Here is a 15,892-nt window from a genome sequence, read left to right as displayed (position 1 = left end):
CGCCGTGACCGTCGACTTCACTCTTCCGAAATCCCGGGCGGCCAACGAGCGGCTGCACGCCCTGATCCCCGGCGGCGCCCACACCTACGCCAAGGGCGACGACCAGTACCCCGAGCACCTGGCCCCGGTCATCAGCCACGGCCACGGCGCCCACGTCTGGGACGTCGACGGCAACCGCTACGTCGAGTACGGCTCCGGCCTGCGCTCCGTCAGCCTCGGCCACGCCCACCCGCGGGTGACCGAGGCGGTACGGCGGGAACTCGACCGGGGCAGCAACTTCACCCGCCCGTCCATCCTCGAACTCGAGGCCGCGGAACGCTTCCTGGACACCGTGCCCACCGCCGAGATGGTCAAGTTCGCCAAGAACGGCTCCGACGTCACGACGGCCGCCGTGCGCCTCGCCCGCGCCGTCACCGGGCGGACCCTGGTGGCCGTCTGCGGCGACCACCCGTTCTTCTCGGTCGACGACTGGTTCATCGGCACCACCCCGATGGACGCCGGGATCCCGTCGGCGATCACCGACCTCACCGTCTCCTTCCCCTACGGCGATCTCTCCGCCACCGAGGAACTGCTCACCCGCCACCGCGGCGAGATCGCCTGCCTGATCCTCGAACCCGCCGGCCACGCCGAGCCGCCGCCCGGCTACCTGGCCGGCCTGCGCGAACTGGCCGACCGGCACGGCTGCCTGCTGGTCTTCGACGAGATGATCACCGGCCTGCGCTGGTCCGCGGCGGGCGCCCAGGGCCTCTACGGCGTCGCCCCCGACCTCTCCACCTTCGGCAAGGCGCTCGGCAACGGCTTCGCCGTCTCCGCGCTCGCCGGGCGCCGCGACCTGATGGAACACGGCGGGCTGCGCCACCCCGGCGACCGGGTGTTCCTGCTCTCCACCACCCACGGCGCCGAAACCCACGCGCTGGCCGCCGCGATGGCCGTGCAGACCACGTACGTCGAGGAGGGCATCACCGCCCGACTGCACGCCCTCGGCGACCAACTCGCCGCCGGCGTACGGGAGGCCGCCGCCGGCATGGGCGTCGCCGACCACGTGGTGGTCCGAGGCCGGGCCAGCAACCTGGTCTTCGCCACCCTCGACGAACTGGGGCAGCCCTCCCAGCCCTACCGCACCCTCTTCCTGCGCCAACTCCTCGCAGGCGGGGTGCTGGCCCCCTCCTTCGTGGTGAGCAGCGCCCTGACGGACGCCGACATCGCCCACACCATCGACGCCGTCTCCGCCGCCTGCGCCGTCTACCGCAAGGCCCTCGACGCCGGCGACCCCACCCCCTGGCTCGGCGGCCGCCCGGTCAAGCCGGTCTTCCGGCAGCGGGTCTGAGGCTACGTCATCCCGCCGGACGCCGACCGGGCCGCCAGTCGGTCGGCGGCCCGGTCCACCAGCCATCCGGTGGCCGGGACCAGCGCCAGGGCGGTGCACCCGCCGGCCAGGGTGTCGGTGGCGTAGTGCGCGCCCAGGGCGACCTGGGCCCAGGCCATGGCCGCCCCGACGGCCGCCGCGACGGCGAGCACCGGCAGCGGGCGGGCCCTCCCGCCGGCTGCCAGCAGCCCCAGTACGAGGGCGACGGCGGTCAGGAAGGTCGTGTGCCCGCTCGGGTAGGACAGGTTGTCGCCGCCGTGGATGGTGCGGCCCACCAGGTGTTTGAGCAGCGTCGCCGCCAGCACCGGCAGGGCGACGCCGACGACCGCGAACACCGCGGCGCGCGGTCGCCGGAGCAGCAGGCAGCCCGCCGCCACGGCTCCGACCAGCAGCGCGGCGCCCAGCGGTTCCCCCAGGGAGTCCAGGCCCCGGGCGGCGTACCGCCACGGCGGTTCCACCCCGTACACGGCGTCCTGGATCCGCCCGTCCACCGGGCCGGGCTCGCCCTTTCCCGCGTACCAGGCCCCGAGCAGGACCACCACCAGAGCGGCGAGCCCCGAGGCGAGTCCGAGCCATCCGCGCAGCACCACCAGCGGTGGTTCCGCGCGCCCGGCCGGCCCGAGGGGGCGTCCCCAGTGCTCGCGCTCCCGGGTCGCGCCCGTCCCGCTGCGGCCGGCCGATCCCACGCGCGCCCCCGTCGTGTCCAGGTGTCGTCCGGTCGTAGTAACGGTATGACGGAGCGTCAGATCGTGCTTTCCGTAGGCCACTTGCCCGGAGGGTCGGGATCCAGGATACGGGTGCGCTACCCGCCCAGCACCCCGTTCGCCCGCAGGGCGGCGATGCGGGTGGCGGGGTAGCCGAGGGCGCGCAGGGCGGAGTCGGTGTGGGCGCCCAGGGCGGGGACGGGCCCCATCGGGAGTTCGACCTCCGCGAAGTCGAACGGGGGGAGCAGGGAGCGGACCTCACCGGCCGGGGTGGCCACCGGGCGCCAGCGGTCGCGGGCGGCGAGCTGGGGGTGGTGCAGCAGGTCGCCGATGCCGTTCAGCCGGGCCGAGGCGATCGCGAGGGCGTCCAGGCGCTTGACCGCCTCCTCGGCCGTCATGGTCGCCGTCCGGCCGCCCACCAGGGCGTCGACCAGCCGGCGGCGCCGCACTCGGGCGACGTTGGTGGCCCACTCGGGGTGGTCGGCGAGGTCGGGGCGGTCCAGGAAGCCGGTGGCGAGCCGGGCCCACTCGCGGTCGTTCTGGATGCCGATCATGACCTCGTGGCCGTCGGCCGTCGGGTACGCGTCGTAGGGGGCGATGGCCGGGTGGGAGAGTCCGGCGCGGTCCGGTGCCCGCCCCGTGCCCTGGGTGTGGTGGAGCTGGTGGCCCAGCCACTCGGCGGTCGCCTCGAACATCGACACCTCGATCCCGGTGCCGCGCCCGCTGCCGGCCCGGCCGAGCAGGGCGGCGAGCGTCGCCGTCAGGGCGTACATCCCGGCGGCGATGTCCGAGGCGGGCAGGCCGGTCTTGGCGGGTCGCTCCGGTGGGCCGGTCACCGAGGCGAGCCCGGACTCGCACTGGATCAGCATGTCGTAGGCGCGCTTGTCCCGGTACGGGCCGCCGGTGCCGTAGCCGGACAGGTCGACAGTGACCAACCGGGGGTGCCGGGCCCGCAGTTCGGCGGAGCCGAAGCCGAGCCGGGCGGCCGCCCCGGGGGCCAGGTTCTGCAGGAAGACGTCGGCGCCGGCCACCAGGTCGGCCAGGACGGCGCGGCCCTCGGGCGCCTTGAGGTCGAGGACGACCGACTCCTTGCCGCGGTTCAGCCAGACGAAGTGGCTGGCCAGGCCGTTGACGCTGCGGTCGTAACCGCGCGCGAAGTCGCCGCCTTCCGGGCGCTCGATCTTCACCACCCGGGCGCCCAGGTCGCACAGGTGCCTGGTGGCCAGCGGCGCGGCCACCGCCTGTTCCAGCGCGATCACCGTGGTGCCGGTCAGCGGCAGCGACATCCGGACTCCCTCCCTGGCGGATCCCCGAGCCCTACCCGCCCCCGGCGGCGTTCAGTCAGCGGCGTTCAGTCAGCGGTGTTCCGTCAGCGGCGCTCCGGCAGGCCCGGGTCCGGCGCGGGGGACGCCTCGTCCAGCCCGGTGAGGGCGTCGCGCAGCGCCGCCCTGGTGGTGATGCCCAGCTTGGGGAAGATCCGGTACAGGTGGGCGCTGACGGTCCGGGGTGACAGCCGGGTCTGCTCGCCGATCTCCTTGTTGGTCAGGCCGCCCGCGGCGAGGTCGGCGATCCGGCGCTCCTGCCAGGTCAGCAGGCTCGCGGTGCGCGCCGCCGGCCGGGTCGGGACGCCGCCGACCCGTAGTTCGGCCCGGGCCCGGGCGGCCCAGGCGACCGCGCCCAGCCGCTCGAAGGAGTCGGCGGCCGGGGCGAGGAACTCCCGTGCCACGGTGGCGCCCCGGGCGCGGCGCACCCGGATGCCGTGCGCCAGGCGGATCCGGGCCAGCTCGAACGGGAAGTGTGCCGCGGCCGGGTGGGAGGCGGCGTGCGCGTAGGCCCCGGCGGCCTCGTCCTCGTCCTCGGCGGTCATGGCCAGGGCCCCGTGGGTGACCAGGGACAGCCGGGGGGAGACGGCGGGCAGGCCGGCCTCCCGGGCGGCCAGCGCGTGGGCGCGGGCCTGCGCGGTGCGCCCGGTGTGGACGGCGGCCTCGACGAGGTCGAGCAGGGTGCGGGAGGCCTGGTGGGCGTAGGGCTGGAAGGCGCCCGGCGCGGTGATGCCGATGGCCTGGAGGTACGCGCCCTCGTAGTCGCCGTCGCTCAGCGCCGCCGTGGTGCCGGCCGCGTCGGCGAGCTGGGTGAGGAAGCCGATGCCGCGCGGGCGGGCCCAGGCGTCGACCACCGCCTGGAGCTCGCGCGCGGTCGCCGTCTGCCCGCGCATCGCGGCGAGTTGGGCCAGGTAGGCCCGGGTCTGCTGGGCGAACAGCTCGTGCCCGTGCTCGTCGGAGCGCAGCAGGGCCCGCCGTCCGGTCCGTTCGGCGGCCTCCCACTCCCCGACGGCCATCTGGTCCAGCATGATCAGGTGCAGCATCACCATGCCGGTGGAGACCGCGCCGGTCTCCAGCTCGCGGGAGACGACGCGCTGCAGGTGCGGGCGGAGCGGGCTGAGGACGTCGAGGTGGTAGGCGGAGACGGCCAACCGGGCGACGTCCCAGGGCTCCTGGCCCGGTAGGTCGGCGGCGGCCCGCTCCACCGGTGCGGTCCAGCCGGCGCCGTGCCGGACGACGTCGCTCCAGGTGGCGCTGTAGATCCGGGCCCGCTCGCCGACCCGTTCGCCGAGCGTGGCGAGCAGGGCGTGGGTGCGTTCCCACAGGGTCCGGTCGGCGGCGAACTGGCTGGTGGCGAGCAGCAGGGCGAGCAGCCGGTCCAGCACCTCGGGGTCGTACCCAACAGTGGGCTCGGAGGCGTGGCCGGGCAGCCCGCCGACCAGCCGCTCGACAGCGGCGGCGATCTGCCGGTGGGTGGAGCGCACGTCGCCGTCCTGGTAGAGCGCCTGGTAGCCGGAGGCCAGCGCGGCGGCGGGGGAGCGGTCGGCGTCGGGCCCGGGGTCGGCCCGCAGGATCCGGCGGGCGTGGCCGAGGCGGGCCGCGTGCCCCGCGATGAACGCCGTGTCGCCGAGCCGCCGGGACCGCTCCGCCGGGTGCTCGCTCAGCTCGGCGGCGCGGGTCAGCCAGGTGACCGCCGTGAGCGCGCCGCCGCGACGGGTCGCGGACTCGGCGGCGGCCTCCAGGACCCGGGCCACCTCCTCGTCCGGGTCCAGGGTGGCCTCGGCCAGGTGGGCGGCCCGCCGTTCGAGGTTGTCCCGGTGGAGCTGCGCCAGCGTCCGGTGGGCCTCGCGGCGCTGGTCGGGGGTCGCCAGCTGGACGACACTGGAGCGCACCAGCGGGTGCCGGAAGGCGAACTCGCCGCTGGCGGGCTCGATCACCAGCAGGCCGCGGGTGACGGCCTCGTCGGCGTCGCGCATCCGGTACCGGCCGGCGGGCACCGCACCGTCGCCGGGCCCGGCCGCGACGCCGTCGAGGGCGCCCTTGAGCAACTCGGCCCGGACGGTGGCGTCCAGGGCGGCGATCCGGGTGCCGTAGAGGTACTGGAGGCGCCGGGACGGCGAGGCGCCGCGCAGGGCCTGCGGCTCGGCGGCGGCACCTTCCGGGTGGCGGCCGGCCGTGTGGCCGGGCAGTTCCAGCAGGGCGAGCGGGTTGCCCTGGGCCTGGCCCAGTACGAGGCGGCGCAACTGCCGGTCCAGCGCGGGGTAGTGGCCGTCCAGCAGGAGGGCGGCGTCCTCGTCGGTGAGGGTGCCGACGGCCAGCTCGGGCAGTGCGGCGGTGTCGAAGGGGGAGGCGATGTCGGAGCGGACCGCGAGCAGCAGCTTCAACCGGCTGCCGGTCAGCCGGCGGCCGACGAATCCGCAGACCGCGGCGCTGGAGTCGTCCAGCCACTGGCCGTCGTCCAGGACGAGGAACAGCGGCTGCTCGACCGAGGCCGAGGACAGCAGGCCGAGGACCGCGATGCCGAGGGTCATCAGGGACGGCGGCGTGCTCCCGGCGCCGGTGTGGCCGAAGACGGCGTCGAGGGCCGCCCGGGAGTTGTGCTCCAGTCCGGCGGTGTGTGGCAGCAGCGGGTAGAGGAGCTGGTGCAGTCCGGCGTACGGCAGTTCCGACTCGGCCTCGACCCCGGTGGCCCGGACCACGAGCCGCCCCTCCCGGGCGGCCAGGTCGGCGGCGTAGTCGAGCAGGGTGCTCTTGCCGACCCCGGTCTCGCCGCGGAGGAGGAGGGTGCGGCCCTCCACGGACCGGGCGAACTCGGCGAGTTGCTCGCGTTCGCTGTCCCGACCGAGCAACGGCACGGCTGATCCCACGGTCCAGTTCCCTCCCCGATCGAACCTCCAGGCCGTTCGAAGACCGCGAGCCATGGACGCCGGCCAACTTTCAACTACCTGGTTGGTTGATTACACCCGGACAAGGAACCCGCTGTCAACCAACCGGTTAGTCGGTGCTGGGCTAAGGTCTGCGCATGCAACGCGACGCCGAAGCCACCAAGCAGAGACTCATCGCGGCCGGGCGGGCCGAGTTCGCCGCCCACGGACTCCACGGCGCCCGGGTCGACCGCATCGCCGAGGCCGCCCGGAGCAACAAGGCGCAGATCTACCACTACTTCCACAGCAAGGTGGGCCTGTTCGACGCGGTCTGGAACTCCGCGGTGGAGCAGATCATCGGCAGCCTGCCCTTCGACGGGGACGACGACCTCCCCGAGTTCGCGGCCCGGCTCAGCGACATCTACGCCGAGCACCCGGAGATCCCCCGGCTGATCACCTGGCAGAACCTGGAGCGCGGCGACGAGGCGCTCAACGGCTACGCCGTCGACGAGGTCCGCAGGCGGACCGGCATCCTCGCCGACGCCCAGGCCCGGGGCGTGGTGTCGGACCGGTTCGAGGCCCGGTTCCTGTTCGCGCTGATGGTCCACCTCGCCATGCTGTGGCCCGCCATGGCCCCCGAGGTGCGCACGGTGGTGGACTTCGACGACGCGGCGCAGCGCCGGGAGCTGGTCCGGCGGGTGGCCGCCGGACTGCTGGATTGACCCCGGCCGTGCACCGCGCACCGCTCGCGGTGAGCCGGTCCGGACGTACGGAGTCACCGGACGTACGGAGTCACCGGACGTACGGAGTCATTCGACCGATCCCGCTTTCGTGCCGATACCGGTGATGTGCAGTCAGATGACCGATGCCGCGCTTCCGGCCCCTGCGCCAGGGTGGAGGCGGGTAGGACCCGGCGGGGTCCGAATCGTTCGGCATCCCGGCACACCCACGGAAGGCGGTTCCCACATGTCCACCTCGAAGAGGATGCTCTGCGGCTCGGCCGCGGCGGCCGTCGCGGCCGCGGCCCTGATCGGTTTCGGTGCCGGTTCGGCGCAGGCGGCCGGCTGGCCGCCGTTGCAGCCGGGCGCGCACCTGTACACCGGCACCGACGGGAGCGGCGCGGTGACCACGGTCGACCTGGGCGACCTCGGCACCTGCCACACCCTGGCGGCGCCCGTCCGCTCGGTGCAGGTCGCCGACGGCTCCGCGTCCGTGGTGCTGTACCCGGGCCGGGGCTGCGCGGGTGCGGTCCCGTGGGGCACCGGCTCGCTGGCCCAGTCCAACACGCCCTGGGCGATGCTGAGTTACCGGGTGGTCCCGGCCTGAAGGAGGCCGGGGCGCGGCGACGGACGCCGGTGCCGGGGGTGCGAGCCGCGCCCCCGGCACCGGCGTTCCCTGGCGTTGTCAGCGCGCCTGGGCCCACTCGTAGAGGCGGTGGGCGCTGTCACCGAAGCGGGTGGCGTAGAGCGTGCCCGGCTGCCCGCCCACGAGTTCGTCCGTGGTGGTGGTGACGCCGACGACGGTTCCGGTGCCGGTCCGGGTGTCGAACCGGGCCATGTGCGGGCCGCCGCTCGCCCCGTGGCCCATGTTGCAGGACTCGCCCCACAGGAGGGGCGCCTTGGGGCTCTGCCGGTTCGGGCCGGCGCAGTGGATCATGCGCGAACCGGCGTACTGGGCAGCGGGATCGTTGAGCCGGTCCTTCGGGTAGCCGAAGGCGTGGACGAACTCCGCGTCGACGGGATCGGAGAAGGAGATCCGCTGGTTCCCCGTGACGTCCGCGAGCCGCCGCCCGTCGGGAGACGGGTTCGCCACCAGGACCCCCGTGTCGAAACCGGCCGCGGCGACGTCCGAGGAGCCGGTGCCGTTCCGGTCGGCGTCCCAACGGGAGGACGTGGCCATGGACTTGATGCTGAACCCGCCGAGCGGCTTGGTCCCGTTGCGGTAGCCGGGGACGAAGTAGACGTTGTGCGTCCAGGTGCCGTCGGCGGTGGGCGCCCCGACACCCCGCAGGCAGTGCGCCGCGGTGACGAGGGTGCTGCGGTTCGCGCCGGTGACGACGGTCGCGGTGCAGCTGCCGTCGTAGCCGTCGGAGAAGGTGAAGAAGAGCCGGCCGACGCTCCTGTTCACCGAGCCGCCGTGGGTCCAGACCGCCCCGGGATCCGGGGTGTTGGGGGCCAGCGGGCGCGGGTCGTCGGGCGTGTTGTCGTCCGCGGGCACGGGGGTGTTCTCGGGGACCATGGCGCCCGCCAGCTTCATCCGGTCGGCCGTCCAGTAGGCGTCGATCCGGTTGCGCTCCTGGGTGGTGGTGGCGCCGGCGTGCGAGGTGACGGTGTCCGGCTCCGTGGCGAGTGCGGCGGTGGGCAGCAGGGCCGCCGCGGTGGCCGCGCTCAGCAGGAGGGCTGCTGCGGTGGGGAGTCGGCGGGGGAGTGCTCGGCGTGTGGTTGACATCGTCGCCCATCTCGGTCGGTGCGGTCGGTGTGCAGGGGCGGCCGCGGTCCGCCCCTGCTCACCGGGGATGTCCGGCACTGTACGAACGGAACGTCAGGTCCATGTCTGGACCGCGTATCGCCCGTCCATCGGTAGCGTCAGGTTCCGGTAACGGCGGCGCGGCCCGGCAGCGGTGCCGGCTGCTCACTCCGGTCCGCTCCTCGGTCCTCCGAGGGCACGTCACGGCTACTCCAGCAGAAGCGGGCCCCGTTTCGTCACCTGTCTGCCAGGTGACGGAACGGTCCCTTCGGGCCCGGCCCGGTCAGCCGAGCCGATAGCGGACGGGGAGGGTGAGCACGCCGCGGATGATGCCGGAGCCGATCCAGTCGAGCGAGTCCACCGGGACGGCGAGTTCCAGCTCCGGGACGCGGGCGAGCAGGACGCGCAGGGCGATGGTGGCCTCCAGCCGGGCGAGCGGGGCGCCGAGGCAGTGGTGGATGCCGTGGCCGAAGGCGAGGTGGCGGGCGTCGGGTCGGCCCACGTCGAGGGCGGCCGGGTCGGCGGGGCAGCTCTGCGGGGCGTCCTGGCCGGCGGAGCCGAGGGCGACCACGACCACGCCGCCCCGGGGGATCCTCACCCCGCCCAGGTCCAGGTCCTGCGCCGCGTAGCGGTTGGTGGAGAGCTCCACGGAGGTGTCGTGGCGCAGGAACTCCTCCACCGCGCCGGGCAGCAGCTCCGGCCGTTCGCGCAACTGCCGTAGCTGGTCCGGGTGCTGGAGCAGGGCGAGTTGGGCGTTTCCGAGCAGGTTGACGGTGCTCTCGTGGCCCGCGACGACCAGCATCAGCGCGGTGCCGACCAGCTCCTCCTCGGTGAGGCGGCCCGCCTCCCGGTCGCGGACGGAGACCAGGGCGGACAGCAGGTCGTCCTGCGGGTGGCGGCGCTTGGCCGCGACCAGGTCGGCCAGCAGGTGGTGCAGCGCGGCCAGTGCGGGGCGGTGCTCGGGGGAGGCGGGCCGCAGCGCCTGCGCGGACCAGTGGCGGAAGTCGCGGTGGTGCGCGGCCGGGACGCCGAGGAGTTCGGCGATGACGGTGGCGGGCAGCGGGGCGTTGTAGGCCTCGACGAGGTCGGCCGTGCCCGAGGGCGGCAGGGCGTCGAGCAGCCGGTGGGCGATCTGCTCGATCCGTGGGGCGAGTTCGGCCGTGCGACGCGGGGTGAAGGCGGCCGCGGCGAGGCGGCGCAGCCGGGTGTGCTCGGGCGGGTCGGCCTCCATCATCTGGGCGCCGAGGCCGACGGAGGGGCGGTGCAGGACGAAGCCGGCCGCGTCGAGGGCGTCGGCGGCGGGGGTGGCGTCCTTGAGCAGGCCGGGGTGGGTCAGCGCCGTCCTGGCGAGGTCGTGGCCGACCACCACCCAGCCCTCCAGGCCGGGTTGGAACTCGGCCCGGTGGATCGGGCCGAGCTCCCGCAGCCGGGCGTACCGGGCGGGGGCGTCCGCCTTGAAGGCGGCGTCGAGGACCACCGTGGCCGGCCTGTGGGCGGGTTCGTCGTTCGCGTCCATGGGAGCGACTCCTGTCGGGGGAAGGGAGGTCGGCGGGGGTGGGACCGGGCCGACGTCCGTGACCTGGGGGTCTCCATCGTTCGGGCGGCCCGGGAGCCCCGCATCGGTCATCTGACGTCCGGGCCGGTCGGCGGCGGGCCGCTCCATGACTGCACGTCGGTTCCGGAGTCATCTGACCGAAGCCCCGGCACCCGCCGGTGGGCCACGGTGGTGGCAGCACGAACCACCCATGAACCACCGACGTGCCCGTGGCGCGCACCCGACGTGCATACGACGTGCGCCCGACGCGCTTACGACGTGCATGCGCTGCGCACGCGGTCTGCCGATCGACAGGAAGAGGCCCCGGATGGCCAGGTCAGAGATCCGCTTCGACAGCGCCGGCATCGAGATCGCCGCGCACCTGTACCTCCCCGACACCCCGGCCCCCGGTCCGCACCCGGCCCTGGTGGTCGGCCACCCGGGGACGGGGGTGAAGGAGCAGACGTCCGGCACCTACGCGCGGCTGATGGCCGGGCGCGGCTTCGTCACCCTCGCCTTCGACGCGGCCCACCAGGGCGAGTCCGGCGGTCTGCCGCGCGGGCTGGAGGACCCCGCCCAGCGGGTGGAGGACTTCAAGGCCGCCGTGTCCCACCTGGTCACCCGCCCGGAGGTGGACGCCGAGCGGATCGGCCTGCTCGGCATCTGCGCGTCCGGCGGGTACTCCCTGGCCGCCACCGGTGGCGACAGCCGGGTCCGGGCGGTGGCCACCGTGTGCACCGCCGACCCGTCCCGCCAGTTCCGGCTCGGCGCCGACGGCGGCCAGGACCCGGCGGTCTTCCGGGCCCTGCTGGACGCGGCCGCCCGGGCCCGCACCGCCGCCGCCCGGGGGCAGGACCCCGGCGGGCTGACGGTGTTCCCGGAGACGGCCGAGCAGGCGCGCGAGCTCGGCGGCGAGCACGGCGCCGAGGGCTTCGCGTACTACTGCACCTCGCGCGGCGCGCACGAGCGGTCCGCGAAGTCCCTGGCCTGGGAGAGCGTCGACCGCCTGGCCGGCTACGACCCCTTCTTCGCCGTCCCGCTGATCGGCCCGCGCCCGATGCTGCAGATCGTCGGCGAGCGTGCCGTCACCGCCTGGATGGCCGTCGAGGCCCACCAACGCGCCACCGGCCCGGCCGAGGTGCACCGGATCGCGGGGGCGAGCCATGTCGACCTCTACGACCAGCAGGAGTACATCGACCGGGCCGTCGACAAGCTGGCCGGCTTCTTCACCGCCCACCTGGACGCCGCCCACCCGGACGCCGCCCACCCGGGCACCGCGCACCTGGGCACCGCGCACTGAACGGCCGCGCCGGTGCCCCGGCGTCCGCACCGCACCTCCCGTCCCGTTCCGAACCCGAGGAGTCCTCGATGGCAGCATCCGGAAACACCGACCGCCCCTCCACCGGCCGACGCCGGTTCCTCGGCCTCGCCGCGGCCGGTGTCGTCGCCGGGCAGGTCGGCGTGTCCGCCCAGGCCCAGGCGCAGACCCCGCTCCAGGCCCCGACCCCGGCTCCGGCCCAGGCATCCGCCCCGGCTCCGCGGCCCGCGCCGGGCGTCCGCCCCTTCCGCATCAAGGTCGCGCAGAGCGAGCTCGACGAACTCCGCCGCCGCGTCCGGGCGACCAGGTGGCCCGACCGCGAGACCGTCGACGACCGCAGCCAGGGCGCCCAGTTGGCGAAGCTGCGCCCGCTGGTGGAGCACTGGGGCACCCGGTACGACTGGCGGACCGTGGAACGGCGCCTCAACGGGCTGCCGCAGTTCGTCACCGAACTCGACGGACTGGACGTCCAGTTCGCCCACATCCGCTCCCCGCACCCCGGCGCGATGCCGATGCTGATGACCCACGGCTGGCCCGGCTCGATCGTCGAACTGCTCAAGGTCATCGGCCCGCTGACCGACCCCACCGCCCACGGCGGCCGCGCCGAGGACGCCTTCCACCTGGTGCTGCCGACCCTGCCCGGCTACGGCTTCTCCGGCAACCCCGGCAGGGCCGGCTGGAACTTCGCCCGGATCGCGCGGGCCTTCCACGCGCTGATGCTGCGCCTCGGCTACCCGGAGTACGTCTCGCAGGGCGGCGACCACGGCGCGATCCTCTCCGAGGTGCTCGCCGTCCAGCAGCCGAAGGGGCTGCTCGGCATCCACGTCAACATGCCCGGGACCGTGCCGGAGGACCTGCTGCGCCGGCTGCGCAACTTCGACCCGGCCCCGGCGAACCTGTCGGCCGAGGAGGTGCGGGCGTACGACCGGCTGCTGCACTTCTACCGCGACGGCTTCGGCTACGCGGCGATGATGAACCGCAGCCCGCAGACGATCGGTTACTCCCTCGCCGACTCCCCGGTCGGCATGGCGGCCTACTACTACGACAAGTTCGCTGAGTGGACGGACTCCGACGGCGAGCCCGAGAAGGTCCTCACGTACGACGAGATGCTGGACGCGATCTCGCTGTACTGGCTGACCGGTACCGGCGCCTCCTCCTCCCGGCTCTACTGGGAGGGCACCCGGGCCGGCGGCGGGCCGTTCAACGCGGTGCCGATCCCCAAGCTGCCGGTCGCGGTGACGGTCTTTCCCGCCGAGATCTACCCGGCGCCGCGCAGTTGGGGCGAGCGGACCTTCGGCAACATCATCCACTGGAACGAGGTCGACCGGGGCGGCCACTTCGCCGCCTGGGAGCAGCCGCAGCTGCTGGCGGAGGAACTCCGCACCGCCTTCCGCGCGCTGCGCTGACGCATCGGCCCCGGAGCAGCGCTCCGGGGCCGACCCGGGGCCGACGGCGGGACGGCGGATCGGGAGGGCGGCTCGGGGGCGCCGCCCTCCCTGCTCAGGGCCGCCGGTCAGCGGGTGGCGCGGGCGGCCTGCTCGACGACGCCCGCCACCACGCCGGGGTGGGACACCGCGACGGAGTGCGACGCGGCCACCTCGGTGGTGTGGGCGTGGGCCCGCCCGGCCATGAACCGCTGGGCGTCGGCCGGGATGTTGCGGTCCTCGGTGGTGATGACGTCCCAGCTGGGCACGGTCTGCCAGGCGGCGGAGGTGGCCTGCTCGGTCAGCGCGGCCTGGGCGATCGGCCGCTGGGCGGCGGCCGCCAGCGCGGCCCGGTCGGCGGGGACGTCGGCGGCGAACTGGGCCCGGAACCGGTCCTGCCGGATGTACAGGTCGGTGCCGGTGCTGCCGTCGGCGTTGGTGACCGGCACCGGGTCCAGCGTGCCGGACAGGGTGGAGCCCGGGAACGCGTCGGTCAGCTGGAGCGCGGACTCGCCCGGCGCGGGCAGGAACGCCGCGACGTAGACCAGCGCCTTGACCTGCGGCCGGCCGACGGCGGCGGCGCTGATCACCGAGCCGCCGTAGGAGTGGCCGACCAGCACGACGGGGCCCTTGACGTGGTCGATCACGCTGCGCAGCGCGGCCGCGTCGGAGGCCGGGCCGCGCAGCGGGTTGGCGGCGGCCACCACCGGGTAGCCGTCGTGGCGCAGCCGGGCGACGACGCCGTCCCAGCTGGAGCCGTCGGCGAACGCGCCGTGCTCCAGGACGACGGTCGGCTTCGGGCCCCGGTCGGCGGCCGCGTCCTCGGTCGCGGCGCTCGCGGTGCCGGCGACGGCGAAGGCGATGGCGCCGACCCCGGCGGCGGCACCGGTGACGAGGCGACGCAGGCGGCCGTGCTCAAGGCTGAACATGCAAGTGCTCCAAGGGGTTTCGAACGGTGAGTGGATCCAGCGGGCCCCACTGTGGTCCGCCGTCCGGGCCCGGCGCATCGGTCATGTGACTCCATCCTCCCGGCCGCTCGGGCACGCCCCGGGCGGCGTCGGCGGAGCGTCAGGTGACTGATGTGCCGTCACCGCCGGCGCGGCCAGAGTGAGGGGGCCAAGCCCGATACCGAGGAGAGATCATGAAGAGACGGTTCCTGGCCGTCGTCGCGGCGGCCGTCCCCCTGGTGGCCGCCGCTGCGGTGTCCACTCCGGTGAGCGCGTCACCGGAGCTCGTCGCCGCCGTCGGCCCCACCACCGTGAGCACCGCCACCGTGAGCACCGCCACGAGTGCCACCGCCGCGAGCGCCACCGCAGGCCCGTCGGCGTTCAGCTGCGCCCCGGCCGGGATCCCGGCCCCGGCGGGCACCGCCGTGGAGTCCGTCACGGCGGTCGCGGTGCCGGCGGGGACCTTCCAGGTGCCCGGGGAACCGCCGCTCGGCGGCTTCCCGGTGCCCGACGTCCCGGCGCACTGCGCGGTGACGGTCACCCTGACCCACCCCGGCGCGAACGACCACGCCAAGGTCGACGTCTGGCTGCCGCAGGCGGGTTGGAGCGGCCGATTCCAGGCGGTGGGCGGCAGCGCCTACGCCGCCGGGGACAACGGCGCCGGGCTCGCCGCGGCCGTCAAGCAGGGCTACGCCGCCGCCACGACCGACGCGGGCGTCGGCGGGGCCCTGGACACCAGCTGGGCGCTGGACGCCGCCGGGCGGGTCGACACCGCGCTGCTGGACAACTTCGCCTCCCGCTCGGCGCACGAGATGGCGCTGGTCGGCAAGGAGGTGGTGGCCGCGGTCTACGGCCGGGCGGCGTCCTACTCCTACTGGAACGGCTGCTCCACCGGCGGCCGCCAGGGCTACCTGGAGGCCCAGCGCTACCCGACGGACTTCGACGGCATCAAGGCCGCCGCGCCGGGCGTCAACTGGAACCAGTTCGAGGTCGCCACCCTGTGGCCCCAGGTGGTGATGAACGAGACCCGCACCTACCCGACCGGGTGCGAGTTCGACGCCTTCAACCGGGCCGCCCTCAAGGCCTGCGACACGCTCGACGGCGTCGCCGACGGCCTGATCAGCGACCCGCAGCGGTGCGACTTCGACCCGCGCCGCCTGGTCGGCACCAGGGTCGAGTGCGACGGCAAGCAGGTCACCGTCACGGCGGCGGACGCCGAGGTGGTCCGCCGGATCTGGGACGGCCCGCGCGACGTCAACGGCAAGCGGCTCTGGTACGGCCTGCCGATCGGCGCCGACTTCCGCTACCTGGCGGCCAGCAGGACCGATGCGAACGGCGTCACCACCGGCGTGCCGTTCGTCGTCCCGGCCGCGTGGGTCGCCACCTTCGTGCAGAAGCAGCCCGGGTTCGACGCCGCGCACCTCGGCCGGGCGCAGTTCGACCGGATCTTCCGGGCGGCCCGCGCCGAGTACGACCAGGTCATCGGCACCCGCGACGCGGACCTCTCGGCGTTCCGCGACGCCGGCGGCAAGCTGCTCAGCTGGCACGGCGACGCCGACCAGCTGATCCCCACCGCCGGTACGGTCGACTACCGCAAGCGGGTGGAGGAGCGGATGGGCGGTGCGAAGAAGGTCGACGACTTCTACCGGCTGTTCCTGGCCCCCGGCGTCGAGCACTGCGGCCTGGACGGCGGCAAGGTCGACGACCTGGCGGCGCTGACCGCCTGGGTGGAGCAGGGCAGCGCGCCGTCGGTGCTGCACGCCACCCTGACCACCGGCACCACTGGTACCACCGGCACCGGCGGCACCGTCGCCCGGGACCTGTGCCGGTACCCGATGGTCTCCCGCTACAGCGGCCACGGGGACCCGGGCGCCGCGAGCAGCTTCCGCTGCGTCCAGCCGCCGCGGCACTGACCCCTTCGGATCCGGCCGGTGGCCCGGGAGCAGC

12 protein-coding genes are annotated in these 15,892 nt (G+C 74.8%); 6 read left to right on the top strand and 6 right to left on the bottom strand.

All coding sequences use genetic code 11. The features are described 5' to 3' along the window. The first annotated feature begins 4 nt into the window (after nt 1-4). Nucleotides 5-1,327: a glutamate-1-semialdehyde 2,1-aminomutase gene (locus tag ACFV8H_RS31425; RefSeq protein WP_380406806.1), complete on the top strand. Its 1,323-nt coding sequence runs from the start codon at nt 5-7 to the stop codon at nt 1,325-1,327. Nucleotides 1,328-1,329: 2 nt separating this feature from the next. On the opposite strand, the gene ACFV8H_RS31420 is transcribed toward ACFV8H_RS31425, so the two are convergent. The 3 genes from ACFV8H_RS31420 to ACFV8H_RS31410 form a co-directional block, all read right to left on the bottom strand. Then, complete coding sequence (locus tag ACFV8H_RS31420; protein WP_380406845.1) at nt 1,330-1,959, bottom strand: phosphatase PAP2 family protein; 630 nt, start codon at nt 1,957-1,959, stop codon at nt 1,330-1,332. 209 nt (nt 1,960-2,168) lie between these two features. Continuing rightward, a complete protein-coding gene (locus ACFV8H_RS31415) occupies nt 2,169-3,356 on the bottom strand; it encodes a CaiB/BaiF CoA transferase family protein (RefSeq protein ID WP_380406804.1) in 1,188 nt (395 codons plus the stop codon). An 83-nt stretch (nt 3,357-3,439) separates the two neighbouring features. Then, the gene (locus tag ACFV8H_RS31410) at nt 3,440-6,241 is read right to left on the bottom strand and encodes an AAA family ATPase (protein ID WP_380406843.1); all 2,802 of its coding nucleotides are present in this window, start codon (nt 6,239-6,241) and stop codon (nt 3,440-3,442) included. A gap of 173 nt (nt 6,242-6,414) precedes the next feature. Between ACFV8H_RS31410 and ACFV8H_RS31405 the strand changes: the two genes are divergently transcribed. Together ACFV8H_RS31405 and ACFV8H_RS31400 are read left to right on the top strand one after the other, a co-directional pair. Beyond that, nucleotides 6,415-6,978 carry a TetR family transcriptional regulator gene (locus tag ACFV8H_RS31405; RefSeq protein ID WP_380406802.1) on the top strand — a complete coding sequence of 188 codons (564 nt, stop codon included), beginning with the start codon at nt 6,415-6,417 and terminating at the stop codon, nt 6,976-6,978. A gap of 244 nt (nt 6,979-7,222) precedes the next feature. Continuing rightward, the gene (locus tag ACFV8H_RS31400; RefSeq protein WP_380406800.1) at nt 7,223-7,582 is read left to right on the top strand and encodes a hypothetical protein; all 360 of its coding nucleotides are present in this window, start codon (nt 7,223-7,225) and stop codon (nt 7,580-7,582) included. A gap of 78 nt (nt 7,583-7,660) precedes the next feature. Here ACFV8H_RS31400 and ACFV8H_RS31395 read toward each other — a convergent pair whose 3' ends face one another. Beyond that, nucleotides 7,661-8,704, bottom strand: a complete 1,044-nt coding sequence (locus ACFV8H_RS31395; protein WP_380406798.1) for a trypsin-like serine peptidase — start codon at nt 8,702-8,704, stop codon at nt 7,661-7,663. 301 nt (nt 8,705-9,005) lie between these two features. Beyond that, nucleotides 9,006-10,238, bottom strand: coding sequence for a cytochrome P450 (locus ACFV8H_RS31390; RefSeq protein WP_380406796.1), 1,233 nt, complete (start codon nt 10,236-10,238; stop codon nt 9,006-9,008). Between the two features lie 346 nt (nt 10,239-10,584). Between ACFV8H_RS31390 and ACFV8H_RS31385 the strand changes: the two genes are divergently transcribed. Together ACFV8H_RS31385 and ACFV8H_RS31380 are read left to right on the top strand one after the other, a co-directional pair. Next, nucleotides 10,585-11,556 (top strand): alpha/beta hydrolase, encoded by a 972-nt coding sequence (locus ACFV8H_RS31385; RefSeq protein ID WP_380406794.1) that lies wholly within the window; start codon nt 10,585-10,587, stop codon nt 11,554-11,556. Nucleotides 11,557-11,624: 68 nt separating this feature from the next. Beyond that, the gene (locus tag ACFV8H_RS31380; protein WP_380406792.1) at nt 11,625-12,980 is read left to right on the top strand and encodes an alpha/beta fold hydrolase; all 1,356 of its coding nucleotides are present in this window, start codon (nt 11,625-11,627) and stop codon (nt 12,978-12,980) included. Nucleotides 12,981-13,087: 107 nt separating this feature from the next. Here ACFV8H_RS31380 and ACFV8H_RS31375 read toward each other — a convergent pair whose 3' ends face one another. Further along, nucleotides 13,088-13,927: an alpha/beta fold hydrolase gene (locus ACFV8H_RS31375; protein WP_380406790.1), complete on the bottom strand. Its 840-nt coding sequence runs from the start codon at nt 13,925-13,927 to the stop codon at nt 13,088-13,090. A 212-nt stretch (nt 13,928-14,139) separates the two neighbouring features. Here ACFV8H_RS31375 and ACFV8H_RS31370 point away from each other — a divergent pair, with 212 nt between their 5' ends. Further along, on the top strand, nt 14,140-15,858 hold the full coding sequence (locus tag ACFV8H_RS31370) for a tannase/feruloyl esterase family alpha/beta hydrolase (protein WP_380406788.1): 1,719 nt from the start codon (nt 14,140-14,142) through the stop codon (nt 15,856-15,858). Nucleotides 15,859-15,892: the final 34 nt, after the last annotated feature.

This window comes from Kitasatospora sp. NPDC059827 (assembly GCF_042731675.1).
In the GTDB taxonomy this organism is placed as follows: domain Bacteria; phylum Actinomycetota; class Actinomycetes; order Streptomycetales; family Streptomycetaceae; genus Kitasatospora.
The sequence above is the reverse complement of the archived record's forward strand: the minus strand, read 5'-3'. Positions and strand labels throughout refer to the sequence as shown.

Excerpts from the sequence above, each read along its gene's own strand:
- ACFV8H_RS31380 (WP_380406792.1), top strand. The coding sequence starts at position 11,625 with ATGGCAGCATCCGGAAACACCGACCGCCCCTCCACCGGCCGACGCCGG.
- ACFV8H_RS31375 (WP_380406790.1), bottom strand. The coding sequence starts at position 13,927 with ATGTTCAGCCTTGAGCACGGCCGCCTGCGTCGCCTCGTCACCGGTGCC.
- ACFV8H_RS31395 (WP_380406798.1), bottom strand. The coding sequence starts at position 8,704 with ATGTCAACCACACGCCGAGCACTCCCCCGCCGACTCCCCACCGCAGCA.
- ACFV8H_RS31370 (WP_380406788.1), top strand. The coding sequence starts at position 14,140 with ATGAAGAGACGGTTCCTGGCCGTCGTCGCGGCGGCCGTCCCCCTGGTG.
- ACFV8H_RS31405 (WP_380406802.1), top strand. The coding sequence starts at position 6,415 with ATGCAACGCGACGCCGAAGCCACCAAGCAGAGACTCATCGCGGCCGGG.
- ACFV8H_RS31415 (WP_380406804.1), bottom strand. The coding sequence starts at position 3,356 with ATGTCGCTGCCGCTGACCGGCACCACGGTGATCGCGCTGGAACAGGCG.
- ACFV8H_RS31390 (WP_380406796.1), bottom strand. The coding sequence starts at position 10,238 with ATGGACGCGAACGACGAACCCGCCCACAGGCCGGCCACGGTGGTCCTC.
- ACFV8H_RS31400 (WP_380406800.1), top strand. The coding sequence starts at position 7,223 with ATGTCCACCTCGAAGAGGATGCTCTGCGGCTCGGCCGCGGCGGCCGTC.
- ACFV8H_RS31385 (WP_380406794.1), top strand. The coding sequence starts at position 10,585 with ATGGCCAGGTCAGAGATCCGCTTCGACAGCGCCGGCATCGAGATCGCC.